The 24,966-nt window shown below is 66.0% G+C and carries 23 protein-coding genes; 6 read left to right on the forward strand and 17 right to left on the reverse strand.

Annotated elements, in window-relative coordinates:
• Positions 1-12 precede the first annotated feature (12 nt).
• Together ABQF13_RS24445 and ABQF13_RS24450 are read left to right on the forward strand one after the other, a co-directional pair.
• A complete protein-coding gene (locus ABQF13_RS24445) occupies positions 13-996 on the forward strand; it encodes a TIGR03617 family F420-dependent LLM class oxidoreductase (protein ID WP_448395393.1) in 984 nt (327 codons plus the stop codon).
• A 40-nt stretch (positions 997-1,036) separates the two neighbouring features.
• Positions 1,037-2,551, forward strand: a complete 1,515-nt coding sequence (locus tag ABQF13_RS24450; protein ID WP_448395394.1) for a flavin-containing monooxygenase — start codon at positions 1,037-1,039, stop codon at positions 2,549-2,551.
• A gap of 70 nt (positions 2,552-2,621) precedes the next feature.
• On the opposite strand, the gene ABQF13_RS24455 is transcribed toward ABQF13_RS24450, so the two are convergent.
• Complete coding sequence (locus ABQF13_RS24455; RefSeq protein ID WP_448395395.1) at positions 2,622-3,761, reverse strand: Rv3169 family protein; 1,140 nt, start codon at positions 3,759-3,761, stop codon at positions 2,622-2,624.
• Positions 3,761-4,894 carry a phosphotransferase family protein gene (locus tag ABQF13_RS24460; RefSeq protein ID WP_448395396.1) on the reverse strand — a complete coding sequence of 378 codons (1,134 nt, stop codon included), beginning with the start codon at positions 4,892-4,894 and terminating at the stop codon, positions 3,761-3,763. Before ABQF13_RS24460 ends, ABQF13_RS24455 begins: the two co-directional genes overlap by 1 nt.
• Positions 4,895-4,941: 47 nt before the next feature.
• On the opposite strand from ABQF13_RS24460, the gene ABQF13_RS24465 reads away from it, so the two are divergent.
• Both ABQF13_RS24465 and ABQF13_RS24470 read left to right on the forward strand, forming a co-directional pair.
• Positions 4,942-5,544 carry a TetR/AcrR family transcriptional regulator gene (locus ABQF13_RS24465; protein ID WP_448395397.1) on the forward strand — a complete coding sequence of 201 codons (603 nt, stop codon included), beginning with the start codon at positions 4,942-4,944 and terminating at the stop codon, positions 5,542-5,544.
• Positions 5,545-5,548: 4 nt separating this feature from the next.
• On the forward strand, positions 5,549-6,232 hold the full coding sequence (locus ABQF13_RS24470) for a PIG-L deacetylase family protein (protein WP_448395398.1): 684 nt from the start codon (positions 5,549-5,551) through the stop codon (positions 6,230-6,232).
• 89 nt (positions 6,233-6,321) lie between these two features.
• Here ABQF13_RS24470 and ABQF13_RS24475 read toward each other — a convergent pair whose 3' ends face one another.
• Positions 6,322-7,098, reverse strand: coding sequence for an enoyl-CoA hydratase (locus tag ABQF13_RS24475; RefSeq protein ID WP_448395399.1), 777 nt, complete (start codon positions 7,096-7,098; stop codon positions 6,322-6,324).
• Between the two features lie 85 nt (positions 7,099-7,183).
• Between ABQF13_RS24475 and ABQF13_RS24480 the strand changes: the two genes are divergently transcribed.
• Both ABQF13_RS24480 and ABQF13_RS24485 read left to right on the forward strand, forming a co-directional pair.
• The gene (locus ABQF13_RS24480) at positions 7,184-8,683 is read left to right on the forward strand and encodes an FAD-dependent monooxygenase (RefSeq protein WP_448395400.1); all 1,500 of its coding nucleotides are present in this window, start codon (positions 7,184-7,186) and stop codon (positions 8,681-8,683) included.
• 56 nt (positions 8,684-8,739) lie between these two features.
• A complete protein-coding gene (locus ABQF13_RS24485; RefSeq protein WP_448395443.1) occupies positions 8,740-9,285 on the forward strand; it encodes a TetR/AcrR family transcriptional regulator in 546 nt (181 codons plus the stop codon).
• Between the two features lie 7 nt (positions 9,286-9,292).
• On the opposite strand, the gene nuoN is transcribed toward ABQF13_RS24485, so the two are convergent.
• The 14 genes from nuoN to ABQF13_RS24555 form a co-directional block, all read right to left on the reverse strand.
• Positions 9,293-10,885, reverse strand: a complete 1,593-nt coding sequence (gene nuoN, locus ABQF13_RS24490) for an NADH-quinone oxidoreductase subunit NuoN (protein WP_448395401.1) — start codon at positions 10,883-10,885, stop codon at positions 9,293-9,295.
• Entirely contained in the window at positions 10,882-12,465 is a 1,584-nt protein-coding gene (locus ABQF13_RS24495; protein WP_448395402.1) for an NADH-quinone oxidoreductase subunit M, read from the reverse strand. Before ABQF13_RS24495 ends, nuoN begins: the two co-directional genes overlap by 4 nt.
• Positions 12,459-14,339, reverse strand: coding sequence for an NADH-quinone oxidoreductase subunit L (nuoL, locus tag ABQF13_RS24500; protein ID WP_448395403.1), 1,881 nt, complete (start codon positions 14,337-14,339; stop codon positions 12,459-12,461). The genes ABQF13_RS24495 and nuoL overlap by 7 nt, the downstream gene beginning before the upstream one ends.
• A gap of 104 nt (positions 14,340-14,443) precedes the next feature.
• Positions 14,444-14,743, reverse strand: coding sequence for an NADH-quinone oxidoreductase subunit NuoK (gene nuoK / locus ABQF13_RS24505; protein WP_448395404.1), 300 nt, complete (start codon positions 14,741-14,743; stop codon positions 14,444-14,446).
• The gene (locus ABQF13_RS24510) at positions 14,740-15,510 is read right to left on the reverse strand and encodes an NADH-quinone oxidoreductase subunit J (protein WP_448395405.1); all 771 of its coding nucleotides are present in this window, start codon (positions 15,508-15,510) and stop codon (positions 14,740-14,742) included. Before ABQF13_RS24510 ends, nuoK begins: the two co-directional genes overlap by 4 nt.
• Complete coding sequence (gene nuoI / locus ABQF13_RS24515; RefSeq protein WP_448395406.1) at positions 15,507-16,031, reverse strand: NADH-quinone oxidoreductase subunit NuoI; 525 nt, start codon at positions 16,029-16,031, stop codon at positions 15,507-15,509. The genes ABQF13_RS24510 and nuoI overlap by 4 nt, the downstream gene beginning before the upstream one ends.
• A complete protein-coding gene (gene nuoH / locus ABQF13_RS24520; RefSeq protein WP_448395444.1) occupies positions 16,024-17,253 on the reverse strand; it encodes an NADH-quinone oxidoreductase subunit NuoH in 1,230 nt (409 codons plus the stop codon). The genes nuoI and nuoH overlap by 8 nt, the downstream gene beginning before the upstream one ends.
• 8 nt (positions 17,254-17,261) lie before the next feature.
• Positions 17,262-19,610, reverse strand: a complete 2,349-nt coding sequence (locus ABQF13_RS24525; protein WP_448395445.1) for an NADH-quinone oxidoreductase subunit G — start codon at positions 19,608-19,610, stop codon at positions 17,262-17,264.
• 89 nt (positions 19,611-19,699) lie between these two features.
• The gene (gene nuoF, locus ABQF13_RS24530; protein ID WP_448395407.1) at positions 19,700-21,016 is read right to left on the reverse strand and encodes an NADH-quinone oxidoreductase subunit NuoF; all 1,317 of its coding nucleotides are present in this window, start codon (positions 21,014-21,016) and stop codon (positions 19,700-19,702) included.
• The gene (gene nuoE / locus ABQF13_RS24535) at positions 21,013-21,876 is read right to left on the reverse strand and encodes an NADH-quinone oxidoreductase subunit NuoE (protein WP_448395408.1); all 864 of its coding nucleotides are present in this window, start codon (positions 21,874-21,876) and stop codon (positions 21,013-21,015) included. The genes nuoF and nuoE overlap by 4 nt, the downstream gene beginning before the upstream one ends.
• Entirely contained in the window at positions 21,873-23,231 is a 1,359-nt protein-coding gene (gene nuoD / locus ABQF13_RS24540) for an NADH dehydrogenase (quinone) subunit D (RefSeq protein WP_448395409.1), read from the reverse strand. Before nuoD ends, nuoE begins: the two co-directional genes overlap by 4 nt.
• Positions 23,231-23,920, reverse strand: a complete 690-nt coding sequence (locus ABQF13_RS24545; protein WP_448395410.1) for an NADH-quinone oxidoreductase subunit C — start codon at positions 23,918-23,920, stop codon at positions 23,231-23,233. Before ABQF13_RS24545 ends, nuoD begins: the two co-directional genes overlap by 1 nt.
• Positions 23,917-24,471 carry a NuoB/complex I 20 kDa subunit family protein gene (locus ABQF13_RS24550; RefSeq protein WP_448395411.1) on the reverse strand — a complete coding sequence of 185 codons (555 nt, stop codon included), beginning with the start codon at positions 24,469-24,471 and terminating at the stop codon, positions 23,917-23,919. The genes ABQF13_RS24545 and ABQF13_RS24550 overlap by 4 nt, the downstream gene beginning before the upstream one ends.
• Positions 24,462-24,836, reverse strand: a complete 375-nt coding sequence (locus ABQF13_RS24555) for an NADH-quinone oxidoreductase subunit A (protein ID WP_448395412.1) — start codon at positions 24,834-24,836, stop codon at positions 24,462-24,464. Before ABQF13_RS24555 ends, ABQF13_RS24550 begins: the two co-directional genes overlap by 10 nt.
• Positions 24,837-24,966: the final 130 nt, after the last annotated feature.

Raw genomic sequence — 24,966 nt, forward strand, 5'->3', positions numbered from 1 at the left:
GGCTCTCACGTCGTGAGGGTGATGACAGCGCTGTTCGGCCCAACCGATGCGATCGAGCGGGCGCAGGCGCTACGCGAGGCCGGAGCCAGTGGGGTGTTCACCTTCGAGGGCCCACACGACGTGTTCGCGCCGTTGACGCTGGCCTCGACGGTGTCCGGCCTCGATTTGATGACCAACGTGGCGATCGCCTTTCCCCGCAATCCAATCCAGCTCGCGCACCAGGCCAACGACATGCAGCTGCTGGCGCAGGGCCGCTTCATTCTGGGGCTGGGCACGCAGGTGCGCGCGCAGGTCGAGAAGCGCTACGGCGCCGCCTTCGACCGACCGGTGGCGCGGATGAAGGAGATGGTCGGAGCGCTGCGCGCGGTGTTCGACGCGTGGAACAGCGGCGGACGGCTGGATTTCCGCGGCGAGTACTACCGGCACACCCTGATGACGCCGACCTTCGACCCCGGGCCCAACCCGTACGGACCGCCGCCGATCTACCTGGGCGCGTTGGGCCCACGGTTGACGCGGGCCACCGCCGAGGTCGCCGACGGCCTGCTGGTGATGCCGTTCGGTACGAAGCGGTTCTTGCACGAGGTGACGATGCCGGCGGTTCGTGACGGGCTGGCCGCCGCCGGCCGTCGCGCCGAGGACTTCGCCGTCGTTCCGGAGATCATCGTGTCGGTGGACGACGACGACCACGCGGCGGCGCGCCGGTTGCTCTCGTTCTACGGGTCCACCCCGGCGTACCGCCCGGTCCTGGACGTACACGGCTGGGGGGAACTTCAGCCGGAACTCAATGCGTTGTCCAAACAGGGCCGCTGGCAGGAGATGGCGACCCTGATCGACGACGACATCCTGCACACCATCGCCGCATGTGGCAGCCCCGCGCAGGTCGCCGCGCACATCCGCGACCGCGTCGACGGCGTCTCTCACCGCATCTGCCTCTACCAGCCGGGACCCATCGCGGTCGCGTCGTTGGCGGAGATCGTCGACGCGCTGGGTCGCTGACACATATCGTGGTACTCAGCAGGACCAAAGGAGGTTCGAGATGAGTGGCGATGAGCGCTTGGGCGAAGAGCAGACTGGTGGCGAGTTGGCTGACTACTCCGACGTGCTGATCATCGGTGCGGGGATCTCGGGAATCGGCGCCGCCTACCGCGTGCAGGAGAAGAACCCGACGGCGTCCTACACCGTGCTGGAACGACGCGCGCGGATCGGCGGGACCTGGGATCTGCACACCTATCCGGGTATCCGCTCTGACAGCGACATCATCACGCTGAGCTACCCCTTCGAGCCGTGGACCCGCCCGGAGAACGTCGCCGACGGGCCCGATATCCGCGACTACCTGGAGCAGACGGCCCAAAAGCACGGCATCGACAAGCACATCTGCTTCAACACCCGTGTGCTGTCGGCGGATTGGGATTCGACAACCGACACGTGGACGGTGCAGACCGAGCAGTACGGGGCGCCGAAGACCTACCGCGCGCGGTTCCTGTTCTTCGGCACCGGCTACTACAACTACGACGAACCGTTCCAGCCGGATTTCCCCGGCCTCGACGAGTTCGCCGGTGACGTGGTGCATCCGCAGCACTGGCCCGAGTCGCTGGACTACGCGGGTAAACGCATCGTGGTGATCGGCAGCGGTGCAACGGCGGTAAGCATGATCCCGACGCTGAGCGAGAAGGCCGGCCACGTCACCATGCTGCAGCGCTCACCCACCTACATGTTGTCGACCCAGCGGATCAACCCCGTTGTGCAGGCGTTGCGGAAGGTGTTGCCGAAGCGGACCGCCTACCGCGCTGCGCGGTTCTACAACACGCTGTTCACGGTCTTCGTCTACGGGTTCGCCCGGTTGGCGCCGAAGCTCAGCAGGCGCTATATCCGAAGCCACGCCAAACGCAACCTGCCCGAGGGCTATCCGGTCGACGTGCACTTCAACCCCCGCTACGACCCGTGGGACCAACGGTTGTGCGCCATGCTGGACGATGACTTCTACGAGGTGATCAGCGCCGGCCGCCTGGACGTGGTGACCGACCAGATCGATTACGTCGACACCGCCGGGATCGTGCTGCGGTCGGGGGAGCGGATCGACGCCGACGTGATCATCACCGCGACGGGGATCCAGCTGCAGGCGCTCGGCGGCGCCGCGTTGAGCATCGACGGCGAGGAGTTCAAACCGCAGGACCGGTTCGTCTACAAGGAGCACATGCTCGAAGACGTGCCGAACGTGGCCTGGTGCATCGGCTACATCAACGCCTCGTGGACACTGCGCGCCGATCTGACCGCCCGCGCGTTCGCCCGGTTGATCGCCTACATGGACGAGCACGGCTACACCCACGCCTACCCGCATCTGGGGGAGCGGCCGATGCAGGAGAAGCCGGCGTGGAACATCAACGCCGGCTACGTGCAGCGCACCGGCCACGAGCTACCGAAGTCCGGTACCGAACGGCCCTGGAATGTGCGGCACAACTACGTCCTGGACGCCATCGATCACCGCTTCGACCGCATCGAGGAGTCGATGGTGTTCGGCCGGGTCAGCGTCGCGCAGCCGACGGCCAGCTGAGGACACGCTGCGCGGTGATTTCGGTGCGCGAACATGCGCCCAACGCTGGTCAGCGCACCGAAATCACCGATTACGGCGCGACGGTGAACCAGTCGGCGAAGCCCGACGGGTCATGGCGGCCCAGCGCGCCGTGCTCGAACAGCCCCCACCCCTCGGCCGACTTGCCGCCCTCGGTGCACACCGCGCGGCCGACGTGATCGATGACGCCGAACATGGCCTTGCCGTTGACCGACGGGTCGGTCATGTCGTACGTCAGCCGCTCGGTGAACTTCTCGCCCTTCCACATCCCGTGCAACCAGTCGGAATCGCCGCCGTACCCGCCACCGATGTGGATGGGCACCGCCAGCTTCGACTCGACCTCGAACACCACCGGCTTGCCCTCGGGTGTGGTGGCTTCGATGGTGGCGCCGTAAGGGATTCGCGTTCCCGACGTGTAGTGGATCTTCACCCGGGGCCAGCCGAGTTGTTCGACGCGCCCGTCGCGCCAGACCCGTGTGCAGTCGTTGAGGCTGCGGAACCCGGTCGGTTCTTCCTGGATGATCAGCACGATCCCGAAGTCGTCGAACGCCATCGGCACGTAGAGCCACCACATACCCTCGAACGGCGGATCAGCGGGACGGCCCGCCGGCTCGGGTTCACCGATCGGTCGGATACCCCACGAGCGGTCGCGGGTGCCGATCCACACCGACGGGTCGACGGAGATCTCCTCACCGTCGATCGCGATGGTCCCGCTCCAACTGCCGACCTGCGCGAAGCGCTGCGCGTCGAGGGTGACCCGGGTACCGGTGCGCAGCACGTGGCGTTGCTCCTGCACGGCGGGAAACAGAGCTTCCCAGGTCAGGTCGACGGCCATACCGTCGGTCTCCTCGAGCACCACCCGCAGCTTGTTGAGCGGTTCGGTGACCTCGATGCGATATCCCAGCACGTGCGGGTTGAGCCGGTCGGCGTCGATGCCGTCGGACAGATGCACCGCCGTCTGGGTGTCGGCGCTTCCGCCGAATCTGCCGCCTCCGCGGCGGGCAACCAGAACGAACGCGTCCTTGACCCCGAGGTTGGGGTAGTACCCGATGCCGGTGATCAGGAAGATGTCGCCGCTGCGGTCGTGGGCGTTGAGATAGGAGCGGTCGTAGAAGTTGCGGTCCGACGATCCCGGCCAGGCGATCGGCTGCGGGATCTGGTGTACGGGGTATTCGTCGATAGGTCCGAGCATCAGGCTTCTCCTGTAATGAGCCGTTTGAGCAACGACCCGTGATAGAACAACGATTCGACGTCCTCGGGCCGCTCGATCTCACCGAAGCGCATCCGACGGGCGCTGGTCCGCATGAACACACACGCCCAGATCACGCCCGAGTACACGTAAAACCACTTCAGATCACCGAGTTTCACCCCGGTGCGTTCGGTGTAGGCCGCCTTGACGTCGTCTTCGCACATGAAGTCGGGCAGACCGGGCAGACCGGCCAGGCCCGCTAGCTCTTGAAAAACCATGTGCGCGAATATCATCCACGCGACGTCCATCTCGCGCGGGCCCAAGGTGGCCATCTCCCAATCCAGTACGGCCACCGGCGCAAACCCGGAGTAGAGGACGTTGCCGACACGGGAGTCGCCCCACACCAGCACCGGGTCCGTGGCCGCGACTCCGGCCGGCCAGTTGGCCTCCAGCCACTCCAGGGCCTGCTCGACAAGCGGTGAGCGCCCGATGTCGGGAACCGCGAACTGATACCAGGATTTCAGCCAGTTGAGGTTTCGGCGCAACGCGTTGTCGTCGGAGCCGTCGTCGAGAAAGCCGAATGTGGTCTGCGGGTCCGGAATCGAGTGCACCTTGGCCAACACGTCGACGGTGTTGTCCTGGAGTTCCCGTTGCTGTTCGGCGGGGGAGTCGAAGAACCAGTTGCCGCCGAAGGTGTAGGGCATGACGTCGGGCGGCACCCGGCCGTCGACGTAGTCCATCAAGAAGAACGGCGTGCCCAAAACCGACCCGCTGTTCTCCAGCCAGCGCACCGGCGGTACCGGCACGTCGGTCTTCTCGCCGACCAGCCGGATGACGTCGAACTGGTGATCCATCCGGTAGGACGAGAACACCGGGACGTCGTGGGCAGCGGGGGCGACGCGCGCGACCCACTTCTGTTCTTGCGGTTGCCCGTCCTGTTCCCAACGGCCGGTCAGGATGATGGTCTCCGAGGACATGCCGTTGGCGTCGACGCCGCTCTCCACGGTGATCTCCGGAGCGACGCCGCCGGGTAGCACCGTCGACAGCCACTGCGACATCACACCGGGCAGGGTGCTGACGTCACGACTGGAATGCTCGAGGCGGCCGACATCCTCGACAGCCGGTTCGCTAGCCATCCGGAACCATCCTTCGTTGACCAAATTACGATACGGTAAGTAGCGTTATGAAAGCAGACCTGTCATCGGTTGACAAGCCCCCTGGCGCCGGGCGGCCCAGGGATCCGCGCATCGACGCTGCCATCTTGCGCGCCACGGCGGATCTGCTTGTGAAAATTGGCTATTCGAACCTCACGATGGCTGCTGTCGCCAAGCATGCGGGCACGACGAAGACCGCGCTGTACCGCCGCTGGTCGAGCAAGGCCGAACTGGTTCACGAGGCGGCGTTTCCCGCTGCCCCCACCGCGATCGAGACGCCGCCGGGCGACATCACCGCCGATGTCCGCGCGATGATCGCCGCTGCCCGCGACGTTTTCACCACTCCTGTGGTGCGCGCCGCGCTGCCCGGGCTGATCGCCGACATGGCCGCCGACGCCGAACTCAACGCCAGGGTGATGGACCGGTTCACCGAACTGTTCGCCGCCGTGCGCATGCGGTTGGCCGACGCCGTGCACCGCGACGAGGTGCATCCCGACGTCGACCCCGACCGGCTGGTCGAGGTGATCGGCGGGGCCACCCTGCTCCGGGTGCTGCTGCAACCCGGTGAGCCCCTCGGCGACGACTGGGTCGAGCAGACCGCTGCCATTCTGATCCACGGTGTGGTGGCATAGCGGCGTGCCTTCAGTACAACCGTTTCCCTCCGAGTGGCGCACCTGCCTGGTTCTGGTGCCGCACCCCGACGATCCCGAGTACGGCATCGCCGCGGCCGTCGCCAAGTGGACATCGACAGGCAGGAAGGTCCACTACAGACTGGCCTCGCGCGGCGAGCGGGGCATCGAAGGGATGGCGCCCGAACAGGCCGGCCCGCTGCGCGAAATCGAGCAACGCCGGTCGGCGGCCGTCGTCGGCGCCGACGACGTGGAGTTCTGGGACTTTCCGGACAGTGAGATCCGCAACACCCCGGCGCTCCGGGCCAAGATCGCCGAGACCATCACCGCGTTGGCGCCCGACATCGTGATCACCATCTACAGCGGCCCGCAGTGGGCACCTGACGCGCCGAACCAGCGTGACCACATCGAGTTCGCGAACGCCGTTGCGCAGGCCTATGATTCGCTGTCCGACCGGCCGCGCTGGCTGTTCGAGAACGGTCCGGAGCTGACCCACGGAGAAACCGTCGACGGCTTTGTGGACCACGCCGTCGAAGCCCTTGCCGCGCACGAGAAGTACCTGTCGGTGCTCGACCCCAACACACCCGTCGTCGAGCAGGCCCGCAAACAGGTGGAGATGATGGCCGCGCCGCACCCGGACTTCGACGGCGCGCCGACGGTCGGCTTCATCCTCAAGCGCCCGCTGGCTTGACCGCGAGCGCGCGTGTTTGCGCGCGACACACCGATTTTCGGCCGAAGTTCACGCACGTCCCCAGCTTCGCGTGGGCCACGCCGACGGGCTCAGCCGTCGATCTGGCGTTTGTTGCGCTCGCTCACCGCGCGGAACTGCTCGCCCAGCCCGGCGAAGTCGCGGTCTTGGGCCATCGCGATCCGCTCCTCGGCGCCCAGTGCGGGGTCGATGACGGCGGCCGCTCCGGTGGTGTAGATCTCCTTGAGCCCGAGCATGATCGGGCCCGGAACCTCGGCGATCTGAGTTGCCAGTTCGACGGCCCGGTCCAGTAGCCGGTCATGCGCGACGACCTCGGTCACCAACCCGATCCGTTCGGCACGCGCGGCGTCGACGACCTCGCCGGTCATCGACAGTCGTCGCGCCATCGCGTGGCCGACCACCTGGGGTAGCCGTGCGGTCATCCCGCCGCCGGGCAGGATGCCGACGCGGGCGTGGGTGTCGGCGAACACCGCCCGCTCCGACGCGATGAGGAAATCGCAGCCGAGCGCCATCTCGAGACCGCCGGTGAACGTCGCGCCGTTGACGGCGCTGATGATCGGTGTGCGCATGTCGGCGGTCGCGGTGATACAACTCTGCGACCGGAACTCATCGAAGTAGGCCGACCCGTCGCGTTGCGCCTCCTTGAGGTCCACCCCCGCACAGAATGCCGGGTCGGCGCCGGTCAGGACCACGGCGCGGACATTGTCGTCGGCGTCGGCCTCGGTCAGCGCCACATACATCTCGCGGATCAATTCGCGGCCCAGCGCGTTGCGGGCGGCGGGCCGGTTCATCGTCAGCACCCGAACCGAACCGTGGTCGGTGACGAGGACAAGTTCTGCGCTGGTCATGTGTCGAAGGTAGCGGCGGTGGACTCCCGGCGACCACAAGGCGTAGCCTTCCGTTACGACCCCGTTTCGTATTGGAGGACCTGAAATGGCACATCCGGAGACGATCGTGGTCGGCGCGGGCCCGTCCGGGCTGGCGCTGGCGTGCGGGCTGCTGATGCAGGGGGTCGACGTGCGCGTCGTCGACAAAGCCAGCGGTCCGGCGACGACGTCACGGGCGAACTTCGTGCACGCGCGGGGCTCCGAGGTGCTCGATCGGTTGGGGGCTCTCGGTGAACTGCCGCAACACTCGGTGCGGGCCATGCAGATCACCAGCTATCTCGGTGGTAAGCCTGTGATGCGTCTGCGCTTCGGCGATCCCGGATTGGACACGGCCGCACCGCCGATGGTGATTTCGCAGGCCAGCGTGGAAGCGGCGCTCAGGGACCGGCTGAGGGCACTCGGCGGCACCGTCGAGTGGAACTCCCCGCTGGTGGACCTGCGCCAGGACGACGACGTCGTGGTGGCCACCCTGGGCACCGGTGAGGACGCGCGCGCTGCGTGGTTGGTCGGCTGCGACGGTGCAGGCAGCGCGACGCGGCGGCGCGCGGATATCGGGTTTCCCGGCGCCAAGCTCACCGAACGGTTTCTGCTCGCTGACGTAGCGCTGGACTGGGACCTCGACCGGTCAGGAACCACCGGCTGGATCCACCCGGACGGGATGCTGGGCGTGATGCCGATGCCTGGCGACATGTGGCGCGTCATCGCCTATGACCCCGGCCAGCCCGCCGAAAAGCCCACCGACGAACAGATCCTCGACCGGTTGCAACACATCCTGCCCGAGCGCAGCGGTCGTGACGTGCGCGTCACCGGCACCGAGTGGCTGTCGATGTTCCAGGTGCACCGCAGGCTGGCCGACACCTATCGTCGCGGCCGCGTGCTGATCGCCGGGGACGCCGCCCACACCCATGCCCCGTTCGGCGGCCAAGGCATGCTGACCGGACTCGGCGACGTCGAAAACCTCGCCTGGAAGCTGGCTCTGGTGATCGGCGGGCGTGCCGATGCCGCACTGCTGGACACCTACCAGGCTGAGCGACGGCCGTTGGCCACCGAGGTGCTGCGCGACACCAGCGCGGTCACCAAAATCAACATCGCGCAGGGCCCGGTGGGCCGGTTTCTGCGTGATCGGGTGGTCTTGCCGCTGCTCAGCCTGCCGAGGGTGCAGCGCTCGTTGACCTACCGAACCTCGCAACTGTGGGTGGATTACCGGGACGGTCCTCTCGCCGAAAAGCATTGGTGCACGAAGAAACCCCGTCCCGGCGACCGAATCGCCGACACCGAATGCCGACGCGTCCGCGACGGCGAGCCGACCCGGCTGTACGCCGAGCTCGGCGGACGATGGGCGCTGCTGGCATCGGGTGACCATGACGCCCTGTCGGCGACCGCGCACGCCCATCTCGGTGAGCGCGTCGTCGCCCTGTGCTGCCAAACCGATCAAACCGACGCCATGCTGGTGCGGCCCGACGGACACCTGGGCTGGCGCGGCCGCTCCGATCCGGAGTTGGCTGGCTGGCTGCATCGCGCGCTGGGCAGGGGCGACGTGCGGTGACAGCGACGACGCCGGCTCGGGGGCGTCCGCGTGACCAGGCGCTGGACACGGTGATCATGACTGCGGCACTGGAGTTGTTTATCGCCCAGGGTATTTCGGCAATGAGCATTGAGCAGGTCGCCAAACGCGCCGGTGTGGGTAAGCCAACCGTCTACCGGAGGTGGCCATCGAAGGAGCGGTTGGTGTCCGACGCGATCGAGAGCCTGGTCGGCGCGGAGATCCAGTGGCCGGATACCCAGGAGATCGCCGCGACACCACCGCAACAGCTGGTGCGGCGCAATATCGACGCGGCCGCCCGCACCGCGGCCGATCCGACGTTTCGCGCGCTGGTCGCTCAGGTCTACGGTTCGGCGGTCACCCATCCGATGCTGATGCAGACCTACTGGAGGCACTACATCTTGCCGCGACGGGAACTGTCCAAGACGATGCTGCGGCGCGCGCAGGCCGACGGTATTGTCGCGGCCGACGCCGATCTCGACGTCATCGTCGACATGCTCGCCGGCGCGGTGACATACCGGGTGCTGCAACCCGATCCGATCAACTTCCGGCAGATGAAGCGCTATCTGACGGCCGCGTACCGCCAGGTCGGTCTGCTGCCGTAAAGACCGTTCAGCTCAGCAACTGGTCAGCGTGATTCGCCAGATCCAGCAGCGGTTGCGGCAGCGCGCCGAGCGCGAAGGTGACGGCCGCGGTGACCGTGACGACGGCGGTGCTCAGCACGCTGGGGACCGCCACCGTCGGCGGGTCGGCGGGCGGTTCGGTGAAGAACATCAACACGATCACCCGCACATAGAAGTACGCGGCCACGGCGCTGGCGATCACGCCGACGATGACCAGCGGCATCGCACCGCCCTCGGCTGCGGCCTTGAACACCGCAAACTTGCTGACGAACCCGCTGGTCAACGGGATGCCGGCGAACGCAAGGAGAAACAGCGAGAAGACCACGGCGACAACGGGATGACGCCGTCCCAGGCCGGCCCAGCGGGCCATCGCGGTGTCCTCCTCGTCGGCGGAGTTGCGGACCAGGCCCACCACCGCGAACGCGCCGACGGTGTTGAAGCCGTAGGCGAACAGGTAGAACAGCGTCGCCGAAACGCCGGCGTCGTTGCCGGCGACCACGCCGGTGAGGATGAAACCGGTGTGCGACACCGCCGAATACGCCAGCATGCGTTTGACGTCGGCCTGGGTGATCGCGGCCACGGTGGCCACGACCATGGTCAGGATCGCCACCGCCCACAGCGCGGGACGCCAGTAGTCGTGCAGGAGCGGGAACGCGACGTAGAAGAGCCGCAACATCACGCCGAACGCGGCGATCTTGGTGGCGGCGGACATGAACGCGGTGACGGCGGTGGGCGCACCCTGGTAGACGTCGGGAACCCAGGAGTGGAACGGCACCGCACCAATCTTGAACAGCACGCCTACCAGCAGCAGCGCGATGCCGATGAGCGCCAGCGAGGTCTTGCCCGAGCCGTCCTCGATCACCGCGGCGATGCCGCGCAATTCCAAGGTGCCGGCGTAGCCGTACAGCATGGCGACGCCGTAGATGAAGAACGCCGACGAAAACGCGCCCAACAGAAAGTATTTCATCGCCGCTTCCTGCGACAGCAGCCGGCGGCGGCGCGCCAACCCGCACAGCAGGTACAGCGGTAACGACAGCACTTCGAGCGCGACGAACAGGCTCAGCAGATCGTCGGATGCCGGAAACAGCAGCATGCCGCCGATGGCGAACATCGTCAGCGGGAACACTTCGGTCTGGATCACACCGGCCCGCGTGGCCAACTTCTCCGCCACGTCTCCCGGCACCGCGGACGCCTGCGGTGTGAAACCGTCCAGGGTTCGGCTTTGGCTCTGGCTCTCGCTGCGCTCGGATTCCACCGACGCGGGGATGTGCCGCTCGGCGATCAACAGGATGCCCAGCACGCCGACGAGCAGCACGGTGCCCTGGATGAACAACGCTGGCATATCGATGACGATGGCGCCCATCACCGCCGATTGTCCGACGGTGCCATGCATGTCGCGCGCCACCAGCACCACCGCCACCAGCGCAGCGACCAGACCGCCGAGGCTGAGCACGACTTGGGCGGCGTACCGACGTTGCCGCGGCAGCAGCGCCTCGATGAGCACACCGGCGACAGCGGCCCCGAACACGATCAGCATCGGGGAGACGAGGTCGTATTCGACGACCGGCGGGGAGAGGGTCATGGCGTCGGCCCTTCCGCGATCTGGGGTACCGGATCAGGTTGGTCGATGGTGGTCAGGGTGTGGGTGACCGCAGGGTTGATCACATCCAGTGCGGGTTTGGGATAGACACCCAACACCAGCAGCAGCGCGATCAGCGGTGCGACGACGAGGATTTCGCGCGGCACGAGGTCACGTATTCGGTCCTCACCGTTGGCGAGTTCGTCGGCCACCGGCCCGCCCATCATCCGCTGGTAGGTCCATAGGATGTAGATGGCAGACAACACCAGCGCGCTCGACGCGAACACCGCCAGCGCCGGGTAGCGGGTGAATGTGCCGATGAGGACCAGGAATTCGCTGATGAACGGCGCCAACCCGGGTAGCGACAGGGTGGCCAATCCAGCGACCAGGAAGGTGCCCGCCAGGACCGGCGCCACCTTCTGCACCCCGCCGTACGCGTTGATCAGGCGGGTGCCTCTTTGTGTGACCAGGAACCCGGCGATCAGGAAAAGCGCAGCCGTCGAGAGGCCGTGGTTGATCATGTACAGCGTCGAACCGGACTGACCCTGGCTGGTCATCACGAAGATGCCGAGAATGATGAACCCGAAATGAGATATCGACGTGTAGGCGATCAACCGCATCACGTCGGTCTGGCCGATCGCCACGATCGCGCCGTACACGATGCCGATCGCCGCGAGCGTGATAATCAGCGGCCGGAAAACCGTTGAGGAGTCCGGGAACAACTGCAGGCAGTACCGCAGCATGCCGAACGTGCCGACCTTGTCCATCACGGCCATCATCAGTACCGCGCTGGCGGGGGTGGCCTCCACGGCGGCGTCGGGCAGCCACCGGTGGAACGGCCACAGCGGCGCCTTGATCGCGAACGCGAACATGAACCCGAGGAACAACAGGTTCATCACGGCCGGGTTGACCACGAACTCGCCGCTGGACACCGCGGCGACGATCTCGCGGAAGTCGAACGTGCCACCGGCGAACGCATCGCTCTGCGCGGTCGCCACGTACAGCCCGATCACCGCGGCGAGCATGATCAGGCCGCCGAACAGGTTGTACAGCAAGAACTTCACCGCTGCCTTGCCGCGGTTCTCGCCGTGGCCGAAGCCGCCGATGAGGAAGTACATCGGGATCAGCATCGCCTCGAAGAACACGTAGAACAGCAGCACATCGAGCGAGACGAGCGACATGATCACCATGCCCTCGACGGCCAAGGTCAGCGCGAAATACGTGTGCGTCGAGCGCCCACCCCATGCCGCGTGGTCGCGGACGTCGTTCCAGCCGGCGATCAGCAACAGCGGCACCAACACCGCGGCCAGCGCGACGATCGCCAGCGCGATGCCGTCCAAGCCCAATATGTATCCGGTGCCGAACGACGGTATCCAGCGGTGAGATTCGACGAACTGGTACTGCTCACCGCCGGGATCGAAGCTGACCGCGAGGAATACGGTGATGACCAGCACCACGAGCGAGACCACGAGCGCCAGCCACTTGGCCAACGCACGCTGCGCCGCCGGCAGCAGAATCACGACGGCCGCACCGACGATCGGCACCGCCCACAGCACGGTCAGCCAGGGAAAGGAGGTCACCATAGCTGCACCGCCAAGATCGCGCCGGCCAGCAGCATGGCGCCGGCCAGCATGGCCATTGCGTACGAGCGGGCGAACCCGGTCTGCAGCTGCCGCAGCCACCTCGAGATTCGAGACACCAGGGAGGCGAGCCCGGTCGCCACCCCCTCGACGGCTTGGTCATCCAGCTCGACCAGCCCCTTGGTCAGCCGCTGTCCCGGCACCATGAAGACCTCTTCGTTGAAGGCGTCGCCACCCAGATCGGACCGGGCGGCCACTGTCAGCAGCGAACCGGCGGGCGCCTCCTCTGGCACCGGCCGGACGCCGTACATCCGGTAGGCGATCACGATGCCGACGGCCACCACGGTGAGGATGACGGCGGTGACGACCCAGACCGGCGCGACGTGATGCACTTCCTCCGCTCCGACCACGGGCTCCAGCCAGTGTTCGAGGGTGCCGCCGATCGCGAACGCCGCACCGGAACCCACCGAGCCGACGGCCAGCAGGATCATCGGCCACGTCATCACCTTCGGCGCTTCATGCGGGTGTGAGTTTGGAGCCCACCGTTTCTCACCGAAGAACGTCATCAGCATCACCCGTGTCATGTAGAAGGCGGTGATGCCCGCACCGAGGATCGCGGTGCCGCCGAGGATCAAGCCCTTGACCCCGCCAGCGCCGAGCGCCGCTTCGATGATGCCGTCCTTGGAGAAGAATCCGGCCAGCGGCGGCACACCGATGATCGCGAGGTAACCGAGCCCGAACGTCGCGAAGGTGATCGGCAGCGCCTTGCGCAGGCCCCCGAAGCGACGCATGTCGACTTCGTCGTCCATCGCGTGCATCACCGACCCCGCCCCAAGGAACAGCCCGGCCTTGAAGAAGCCGTGGGTCAGCAGGTGCATGATCGCGAAGGCGTATCCGACGGGCCCGAGGCCGGCGGCCAGCACCATGTAGCCGATCTGCGACATCGTCGACGCCGCAAGCGCTTTCTTGATGTCGTCCTTGGCGCAGCCGATGATCGCGCCGAACAGCAACGTGACCGCACCGACGATGACGACGGCGAACTGCGCGGTCGGCGACAGCTCGAACACCGGACCGGAGCGCACGATGAGGTAGACACCGGCGGTCACCATCGTCGCGGCGTGGATGAGCGCCGACACCGGCGTCGGGCCTTCCATCGCGTCACCGAGCCAGGACTGCAGCGGCACCTGCGCGGACTTGGCGCACGCGCCCAGCAGGAGCAGCAGGCCGATCACCGTCAGCGCGGTATCGCTCACCTGGGGGGCGGCGGCGAAGACGGCTTCATACGAGATCGAGCCGATGTGGGCGAACATCGCGAAAATGGCTATCGCCAGGCCCATGTCGCCGACGCGGTTGACGACGAAGGCTTTCTTGGCCGCGGTGGCCGCCGACGGTTTGTGCGCCCAGAAGCCGATCAGCAGGTACGACGCCAGGCCCACGCCTTCCCACCCGACGTAGAGGCCGAGGTAGTTGTCGGCAAGCACCAGCAGCAGCATCGCGGCGAGGAACAGGTTCAGGTAGGCAAAGAACCGTCGCCGGTCCGGGTCATCGGCCATATAGCCGATGGAGTAGATATGGATCAACGAGCCGACGCCGGTGATCAGCAGCACGAAGCACATCGACAGCTGGTCGAGCTGCAACCCGAAGTCGACCTGCAGTTCGGCCACCGGCACCCAGGAGAACAGATGCTCGTGGAGCGTGCGGTTCTCGGCGTCGCGGCCGAGCATGTCGGTGAACAGCGCCGCACCGACCACGAACGACGCGATCGACGCCGCACACCCCAACAGATGACCCCAGCTGTCGGTGCGTCGGCCGCCGATCAGAAGTATCGCGGCACCCACCAACGGAAGCGCGATCGTAAGCCACACCGGAGTTGTCATCGTGCCCACCTGGGTTGTCTCTTCTTCACGCGAGCGCTCATCAGGGTTGTCTCTTCTTCACGCGAGCGCTCATCAGGGTTGTCTCTTCTTCACGCGAGCGCTCATCAGTGTTTCAACAGACTGGCGTCGTCGACGGAGGCCGAGCGGCGCGCACGGAAGATGGTCATGATGATCGCCAGGCCGACCACAACCTCGCATGCGGCGACGACCATGGTGAAGAACGCCACCACCTGCCCGTCGAGTTGGCCGTGCATACGCGAGAACGCGACCAGAGCCAGGTTCGCGGCGTTGAGCATCAGCTCGACGGACATGAACATCACGATGGCGTTGCGGCGCAGCAGCACTCCGCTGGCGCCGATGGTGAACAACAGCGCCGACAGGTACAGGTAGTTGTCGGGGTTCATGTGTCACCGTTCCCGCCGTTGGCCGAGGTGACGGAGCGTTTCTGCAGCATGGGGCTGACCGACAGCTCCGAATCGGAACCGTCGGGCAGACGCGCAGCGACGTCGACGGCGTTATTGCGGGCGTAGACACCGGGATTGGGCAATGTCGTCGGATAACGGCCGGGTTTGAACCGGTCTTCAGCGAGTTCACGCTGAGTCTTGCGACGTGCGAAGCGTTCCCGGTGCGCCAGCACCATCGCGCCGAGGGCGGCGGTGATCAGCAGCGCGCTGGTCAACTCGAACGCCCATAGGTAGCGGATGAAGATCAACGTCGCCAAACCCTCGACGTTGCCGCCGGCATTGGCCTGCTCCAGCCCGACGAACCCGCCTGCGGAGACGTTTCCGATTCCGGCGATCATCAGGACCCCGAAGCCGATCCCGAACACGATCGCGGCAACGCGTTGTCCGCGAATCGTTTCCACCAGCGATTCTGAGGAGTCGACGCCGATGAGCATCATCACGAACAGGAACAGCATCATCACCGCGCCGGTGTAGACCACCACCTGGACGACGCCGAGGAACAACGCTCCCTGCGCGATGTAGAACACCGCCAGCACGATCATGGTCATGGCCAGAAACATCGCGGAGTACACCGCCTTGGGCGATATCACCACACCCAGTGCGCCGATTACCGCGACAGCGCCGAGCACCCAGAACAGCACCGCTTCGGTGGTTGTCGTGCGGCCCGCGGTGTCGGCGGCCATCGCGGCGACCCACTCGAGCGTCATCCGATGTCCTCGGTGATCGGCTTGATGTTTCCGAGGTAGTAGTCCTCATCGGTGCTGCCCTCGGCCATCGGGTGCGGCGGCGGCAGCATCCCCGGCTCGAGCGGTGCCAGCAGCTTGTCCTTGCCCAGGATCAGGTCGGTGCGGTTGTCGTCGGCCATTTCGTAGTTGTTGGTCATCGTCAGCGCGCGGGTGGGGCAGGCCTCGACGCAGTAGCCGCAGCCGATGCATCGCAGGTAGTTGATCTGGTAGACGCTGCCGTAGCGCTCGCCGGGCGAGTACCGAGCCTCCTCGGTGTTGTCGTCACCTTCGACATAGATGGCGTCGGCCGGACATGCCCATGCGCACAGTTCGCAACCGATGCACTTCTCCAAGCCGTCGGGGTAGCGGTTGAGTTGGTGCCTGCCGTGGTAGCGGGGTGCGACCGGGCCCGGTTTCTCCGGATACTCCTCGGTGATCGGCTTTTTGAACATGGTCCCGAACGTGACCGCGAAACCCGCTATCGCGTCGAAAAACTTACGCATCGGCTCGCTCCTTCGTTGCGGTCGGTAGCGGCGGTATGGGGAAGATGTCTGGATCCAGCGTCTGCGTGGGGGGTTTGCGGCCCTCCTTGCCGCGCACCGTTCTCCACAGCACGATGACGATCAGCAGGGCAATGATCGCACCGGCGGAGAACAGCACCGTCGCCATCTCGTCGACGCCCTCGTTGCGCAGGCCGCGGGCGACGGCGACGATCATGATCCAGGCCAGCGAGATGGGGATGAGCACCTTCCAGCCCATCGCCATGAACTGGTCGTAGCGCATCCGCGGCAGCGTGGCGCGTAGCCAGAAGTACATGAACAAGAAGCCCCACACCTTGAGGGTGAACCACAGCAGCGGCCACCAGCCGGTGTTGGCGCCATCCCATATGTTGATCGGCCAGGGAGCGTGCCAGCCGCCGAGGAACAGCGTGGTGGCCAGCGCCGACACGGTCGTCATGTTGACGTACTCGGCGAGCATGAACATCGCGAACTTGATCGACGAGTACTCGGTGTGAAATCCGCCGACCAGCTCACCTTCGGCCTCGGGCAGGTCGAACGGCGCCCGGTTGGTCTCGCCGACCATCGATGTCACGTAAATGACGAACGACGGCAGCAGCAGGAAGATGAACCAGATTCCGTCCTGGGCGGCGACGATGCCCGATGTCGACATCGTGCCCGCATAGATGAACACGGCGACGAACGACAGCCCCATCGCGATCTCGTACGAGATCACCTGCGCAGTGGAGCGCAGACCGCCCAGCAGCGGGTAGGTGGATCCGGATGCCCAGCCGGCCAACATGATCCCGTACACGCCGATCGAGGTGGCGGCCAGGATGTAGAGCACCGCGACGGGCATGTCCGTGAGCTGAAGCGCTGTGCGGTGCCCGAAGATCGAAACCTCGCCGCCCATCGGGATCACCGCGAAGGCGATGAACGCCGGGACCGCCGCGATCACCGGCGCCGCCAGATAGATGAACTTGTCGGCACCGGCGGGGATCAGCCCCTCCTTGAGCGCCAGCTTGACGCCGTCGACCAGCGACTGCAGCAGCCCGCGCGGACCGACGCGGTTCGGGCCGAACCGCATCTGCATGCGGCCCAACAGCTTACGTTCGATCAAGATCGCCGCCAGGACGGTCAACATCAGGAACGCGAAGATCCCGACCGCTTTCGCGACGATCAACCACCACGGGTCGTGCCCGAACAGTGTCGGATCCGGATGGATCATTGCAGGCGTCATGATGAAGCCCGTTCTATCGAAACCACGGTTCCCGCAGTCACACCCAGGCTCCGGTGCACTGCGGAGCCCGGCGAGTTCAGCGGCAACCAGACCACGCGGTCGGACATGTCGGTGATCACCAGCGGCAGCGTGATAGCGCCCCGCTCGGTGCGAACGCTCACTAAATCACCCTCGGCGGCCTCGATCTCAGCGGCGGTGGTTGCCGAGAGCCGCACGACCGGGGCGCGCGCGGTACCCGCGAGATGCGGTTCGCCGTCCTGCAGGCGTCCCGCGTCGAGCAGCAGACGCCAACTCGCCAGCACGGCTTGACCCGCGCTCGGCGTAGCCGGCGGTGCGGCAGGCACCTGCGGTGCGGCGGGCCGCGGCCCCGCCCAGACCCCCAGCTGCACCATCTCGTCGACACCGACCGACGGGTTCGCCATGTTCAGCGCGACGCCGAGTTCGTCAGCCAAGTAGTTCAGCACCCGGGAATCCGGAATGGCGTTGGTGTGCAACGACGGCTCGAACGGGCGCAGCCTGCCTTCCCAGTTCATGTAGGAGCCCGCCTTTTCCACCACCGGCGCGACGGGAAAGACCACATCGGCGACCGCGGTGACCGCGCTTTCCCGAAGCTCGAGGCTGACGACGAACGGGGCGGCCTCGAGTGCGGCCAGCGCGGCGTCGGGGTCGGGCAGATCGGCAAGCTCCACACCGCCGACCACTAAGGCGGCCAGTTCGCCGCTGCGCGCGGCCTCGAGGATCTCCGAGGTATCACGACCCGGTGTGCTCGGCAGGTCGTCGACATTCCACGCCTCGGCGGTCTGCGCACGTGCGGTCGCGTCGGCGACCGGTCGCCCGCCGGGTAGCAGGTTCGGCAGCGCACCGGCTTCGGCGGCGCCGCGCTCGCCGGCACGGCGCGGTATCCAGGCCAGGCGGGCACCGGTTTGCGCGGCCAATCTGCTTGCCGCCGAAAGGGCACCGGGCGAGGTCGCCAGGCGCTCGCCGACGAGGATGATCGCTCCCGGCTGTTTCAGTTGGTCGTCGTCGGCCAGGCTGTCAAGGGCGGCGGCCTCGCCACCCGGTGCCGCCGCGACGAGGCGTCCCTGCACCTTGGTGAGGCTGCGGGTGGCGAACGGGGCGACGGCGATGACCTGAAGCCCCTTCTTGCGGGCGGCCTTGCGCAACCGCAGGAAGACGATCGGTGATTCCTCTTCCGGCTCGAACCCGGCCAGCAGCACCACCGGCGCGTTCTCCAGATCGGTGTAGGTCACCGTCATCGGCTGTCCGGCGACATCGCTGGCGAGGAAGTCGCTCTCCTCAGCACTGTGCGGACGGGCGCGGAAGTCGACGTCGTTGGTATCCAGCGCGATCCGCGCGAACTTGGCGTAGGCGTAGGCGTCCTCCATCGTCACCCGTCCGCCCACGAGCAGGCCCGTACGGCCGTTGGCCGCCGCCAGGCGGGAACCGGTCAGCGCGAGCGCCTCCGCCCAGGAGGCGGGCCGGTGGCTGCCGTCGTCTTCGCGGATCAGCGGGGTCGTGATGCGATCGCCCTGGGTGGCGTAGGTGAACGCCCATCGGCCCTTGTCGCAGTTCCATTCCTCGTTGACCTGTGGATCGTCACCGGCCAAGCGGCGCATCACTTTTCCGCGGCGGTGGTCGGTACGTTGGGCGCATCCGGATGCGCAGTGCTCGCACACACTGGGGCTGGACACCAGGTCGAACGGCCGAGCCCGGAACCGGTACGCCGAGCCGGTGAGCGCGCCGACCGGACAGATCTGCACGGTGTTCCCGGAGAAGTACGATTCGAACGGTTCGCCCGTCGCGATGCCCACCTGTTGCTGCGCACCACGTTCCAGCAGGTCGATGAACGGGTCTCCGGCGATCTGCTCGGAGAACCGGGTGCAGCGCGCGCACATCACACAGCGTTCCCGATCCAACAGCACCTGCGAGGAGATGTTGATCGGCTTGGGGAACGTCCGTTTGACGTCCTCGAAACGGGTTTCCGGGCGACCCGCGGACATGGCCTGGTTCTGCAGCGGGCATTCGCCGCCCTTGTCGCACACCGGGCAGTCCAGCGGATGGTTGATCAGCAGGAACTCCATGATGCCCTGCTGAGCCTTGTCGGCGACCTCGGAGGTGAGTTGGGTGCGTACCACCATGTCGGGCGTGCAGGTGATCGTGCACGACGCCATCGGCTTGCGCTGACCTTCGACATCGACCAGGCATTGTCTGCACGCGCCGACGGGATCAAGCAGGGGATGGTCGCAGAACCGCGGGATCTCCACGCCGATCAACTCCGCGGCCCGGATCACCAAAGTGCCCTTGGGAACACTGACCTCGACGCCGTCGATGGTGAGGGTCACCATTTCGACCTGGGGCTCTCCCGCATGAGAAGTCGTGAAATCCCCCTTCTCGGTGCTGTTTTGGGGGTCTTCGCGTCTGCTCGCCGGAACGGTCATATTCCCACCCCTTCGGTCGCCATCAACGTCGAAGCGTGCGGATCGAACGGGCAGCCGCCGTCGAGGTGGGCGATGTACTCGTCGCGGAAGTACTGGATCGAGGACACGACCGGGGCGGTCGCGCCGTCGCCCAACGCGCAGAACGCTCTTCCGAAGATGTTGTCGGAAATGTCGAGAAGCTTCTCGAGGTCGGCCGCGGTACCGGCACCTGTTTCGAGGCGCTCATAGATCTGGATGTACCAATAGGTGCCTTCGCGGCACGGTGTGCATTTACCACACGACTCGTGGGCGTAGAATTCGCTCCACCGACGAACCGCCCGCACCACGCAGGTGGTCTCGTCGAAGATCTGCAGCGCCTTGGTGCCGAGCATGGTCCCCGCACCGGTCATACCTTCGTAATCCAGGGGCACGTCGAGGTGTTCATCGGTCAACAGTGGCGTCGACGAACCGCCCGGTGTCCAGAACTTGAGTTTGTGGCCCGCCCGGATGCCGCCGGCGTACTCGAGGAGTTCGCGCAGCGTGATGCCGAGCGGCGCTTCGTACTGCCCGGGGTTGGTGACATGCCCGGACAGCGAATACAGCGTGAAACCAGGCGATTTCTCCGTGCCCATCGACCGGAACCAGTCCACCCCGTTGAGCACGATCGGTGGCACGCTGGCGATCGACTCCACGTTGTTGACCACTGTGGGGCAGGAGTACAGCCCGGCGACCGCGGGAAATGGCGGACGCAGCCGTGGCTGACCGCGTCGACCTTCCAGCGAGTCCAGCAACGCGGTTTCCTCACCGCAGATGTAGGCGCCGGCACCGGCATGCACGATCAACTCCAGATCAAACCCGGAGCCGCCGATGTTCTTTCCGAGGAAGCCGGCCTCGTACGCCTCGGCCACCGCGGCGTTGAGCCGCCGCAGCACCGGAGCCACTTCACCGCGCAGGTAGATGAACGCGTGGTGTGCCCGGATCGCGTACGATGCGATGATCGCGCCTTCGATCAGGAAGTGCGGCGTCGTCAGCATCAGCGGAATGTCTTTACACGTACCGGGTTCCGACTCGTCGGCGTTGACGACGAGGTAATGCGGTTTCGCGCCCGCCCCGGTGTCGTCCTGGGGGATGAACGACCACTTCGTGCCGGTCGGGAAGCCCGCGCCACCGCGGCCGCGTAGGCCGGAATCCTTGACGAGCGCGATGACGTCGTCGGGATCCATGGCCAGCGCCTTCTCGAGGCCGCGGTAACCGCCGTGCCGCCGGTAAGTGTCCATTGACCATGGCTCGGGTTCGTCCCAGAACTTGCTGAGTACGGGTGTCAGAGGGGTCATTTCGGTGAATCCGTTGCGTCTGGGTTGGTCTCGGGTGTGTCCGGCTTGGGCGGCACGGTGGCCGACGGTCCCGGTGCCGGAGCGTCCTTCGTCGCTTCTGCCGCCGCCTTCTGGTCGTCGGGCGCGTCGCCGGGTATCGGCGCGGCGTCGGGTTCGGGCGCCGTCATCCGCCGTTCGCGCGCCACGCGCAGGCCCACCAGAGTGGCGTCACCGATCTTGTCGCCGCCGGAGCGCGGATCGGGCAGGCCCGCCAGCGTGCGGGCCGTCTCACGGAACGTGCACAGCGGTGCGCCGCGCGTGGGCTCGGGCGGATTCCCTTCGCGCAACCCGTCGACCAGGTCGCGCGCCGAGGCCGGTGTCTGGTTGTCGAAGAACTCCCAGTTCACCATCACGACCGGCGCGTAATCGCATGCGGCGTTGCACTCGATATGGTCCAGCGTGACGCGGCCGTCTTCGGTGGTTTCGCCTGCGTGAACGCCGAGATGGTCCTGCAGCGAGTCCAGGATCGCGTCACCGCCCATGATCGCGCACAACGTGTTGGTGCATACGCCGACCAGATAGTCACCGGTGGGGGTGCGCCGGTACATCGTGTAAAACGTGGCTACCGCGGTGACTTCAGCGTCGGTCAGCCCTAACTGCTTGGCGCAGAACGAGATACCCGCGTTGGTCAGGCGGCCATCCTCGGACTGCACCAGGTGCAGCAGCGGCAATAGCGCTGAGCGCGGTTCCGGGTAGCGTGCGATGAGCTTCTCGGCATCGGCGGCGAGCCGTACCGTGACGTCCTCGGGATACGACGTGGGCCCGTCGATCGGTGGGCCGGGTTCTTCGGGTCGCTGACCGAGCTCGAAGAATATGCTCACCTATCCACCCCGCCCATTACCGGATCGATCGACGCCACCGCGGTGATCAGGTCGGCGACCATGCCGCCCTCGCACATCGCCGCCACCGCCTGCAGGTTGTTGAACGACGGGTCGCGATAGTGCACGCGATAGGGGCGGGTGCCGCCGTCGGACACCATGTGGACGCCGAGCTCGCCGCGGGGCGACTCGATTGCGGTGTACACCTGGCCCGCAGGGACTCGGATCCCCTCGGTCACGAGCTTGAAGTGGTGGATCAGCCCCTCCATCGAATGTCCCATGATGTTCGCGATGTGTTCAGGTGAGTTGCCAAGGCCGTCGGGTCCGACTTTCAGGTCGGCCGGCCACGCCAACTTCTTGTCAGCCAACATCACCGGGCCCGGCTTCAGCTTGTCGAGGCACTGCTCGACGATTTTCATCGACTCGTGCATCTCCTTGACCCTGATGATGTAGCGGCCGTAGGAGTCGCAACCGTCGTCGGTGATGACGTCGAACTCGTAATCCTCATAACCGCAATAGGGTTGGGCCCTGCGCAGATCGTGGGGCAGACCAGTGGAGCGCAGGCAGGGTCCGGTGATGCCAAGCGCCATGCACCCGGTCAGGTCCAGGTAACCGACGTCCTTGGTGCGGGCCTTCCAGATGTAGTTCTCGTTGAGCAGGTCCTCGAGGTCACTGATCCGTTTCGGCAACAGCTCGAGCAGATCGCGGATCTGCGGAATGGCGTCGTCGGGCAGGTCCATCGCCACCCCGCCGGGACGGATGTAGGCGTGGTTCATCCGCAACCCGCTGACCGCCTCGAAGACGTTCAGCACCAACTCGCGCTCGCGGAAGCCGTAGAACATCGCGCTCATCGCACCGAGTTCCATACCGCCGGTGGCCAGCGCGACCAGATGCGATGAGATCCGGTTGAGCTCCATCATCATCACCCGGATGACGCTGGCCCGCTCCGGGATGTCGTCGGTGACGCCCAGCAGCCTTTCGACGGCGAGGCAGTATGCCGTCTCGTTGAAAAACGGTGAGAGGTAGTCCATCCGGGTCACGAACGTGACGCCTTGAGCCCAGTTGCGGAACTCGAGGTTCTTCTCGATCCCGGTGTGCAGGTAGCCGATTCCGCAGCGGGCCTGAATGATCGTCTCGCCCTCGATCTCGAGGATGAGGCGCAGCACGCCGTGCGTCGAGGGGTGCTGCGGGCCCATGTTGACGACGATCCGTTCGTCGGCGTGCGTCGCCGCGGCCTCCCTGGCGGCCTGCACGACCTGTTCCCAATCCTGGCCGCCGACAATGACAACCGGTCCGTCCTCGGATGCGCCCGAGGTATTAACGCCGCCCTGCTGGGGCGGGGTGGGGGATGCGCTCATCAGTTGTAGGCCCTCCGCTGATCGGGCGGTGGGATCTCGGCGCCGTGGTACTCCACCGGTATGCCGCCCAACGGATAGTCCTTGCGTTGCGGATGCCCGACCCAGTCGTCGGGCATCTCGATGCGGGTCAGCGAAGGATGCCCGTCGAAGATGATCCCGAAGAAGTCATAGGTTTCGCGTTCGTGCCAGTCGACTGTCGGATACACGCTGAACAGCGACGGGATGTGCGGATCGGCGTCCGGCGCCGCCACCTCCAGGTGGATCCGCCGGTTGTGGGTGATCGACATCAGCGGGTAGAAGGCGTGCAGCTCACGTCCGATGTCGTCGGGGTAGTGCACCCCGCTGACGCCGAGGGACAACTCGAAGCGCAGCCCCGGATCGTCGCGTAACGCCTGCGCGACCGCGGGTAGCTGCCCGCGGAACACCTCCAGTGTCAGCTGGTCGCGGTACACGACGACCCGCTCGATCGACTCCCGGTAGCCGTCATCACCCAACGTGGCCTGCAGCGTGTCGACGACGTCGTCGAAGTAGCCGCCGTATGGGCGCGGTGAGCTGCCAGGGAGCTCAATTGGCTGGACCAGGCGGCCGTAGCCGGACGTGTCGCCGGTGCCCTCGACACCGAACATGCCGTGGCGCACGCCGATGATGTCCGGCGTGTCAGGGGAGTTGCCGTTGTCGTTCTCACTCACCGCAGCAAACCCTTGAGTTCGATGGTGGGTGGCACGGCCAGCGCGGCCTGCTCGGCTTCGCGAATCGCTTCCTCGCGGTTGACGCCGAGCGGCATCTGCTGAATCTTGTCGTGCAGCTTGAGGATCGCGTGCAACAACATCTCCGGCCGCGGCGGACAACCCGGCAGGTAGATGTCCACCGGGACGACGTGGTCGACGCCCTGCACGATCGCGTAGTTATTGAACATCCCGCCCGATGACGCGCACACTCCCATGGAAAGCACCCACTTGGGCTCGACCATCTGGTCGTAGATCTGGCGCAGCACCGGGGCCATCTTCTGGCTGACTCGACCTGCGACGATCATCAGATCGGCCTGTCGGGGTGTGGCGGAGAACCGCTCCATACCGAACCGGGAGATGTCGAACCGCGGGCCCGCGGTGGCCATCATCTCGATTGCGCAGCAGGCCAGGCCGAACGTCGCAGGCCACAACGAGCCCTTCCGGATGTAGCCGGCCACCGTCTCCACGGTGGACAGCAGAATCCCGGCGGGCAGCTTTTCCTCTAGTCCCATGTCAGGCCTCCCCGCCGCCATACGTAGGCGTAGGCGACGAACACCGTCGCCATGAACAGCAGCATCTCTACCAGCGCAAACAACCCCAGGCTGTCGAACGCCACCGCCCACGGGTACAGAAACACGATCTCGATATCGAAGATGATGAACAACATCGCGGTCAGGTAGTACTTGATCGGAAACCGTTGACCGACGCCGAGGCGCGACAAATCGCCGGGCGGAAGCGGCTCGATGCCGCACTCGTAGGCCTCGAGCTTTGAGCGGTTGTAGCGGCGCGGACCGACAAGCAACGCAATGCCTACCGAACCGACCGCGAACGCCGCCGCAATAGCGCCAAGCACCAGGATTGGCGTGTACAAATCCATACCGCGAAATCGCTCCCTCGTGGGCTGTTCGATGTGAGCTTACCCACACCCTAGCGGGCTTTGCGATCAGCGCCACACGTTTTGGTTAGTATCGCTATTGGCCGCGTCTGGCTATGTCGTCGTGCCTTGA

The organism is Mycolicibacterium sp. XJ879, from assembly GCF_053483935.1.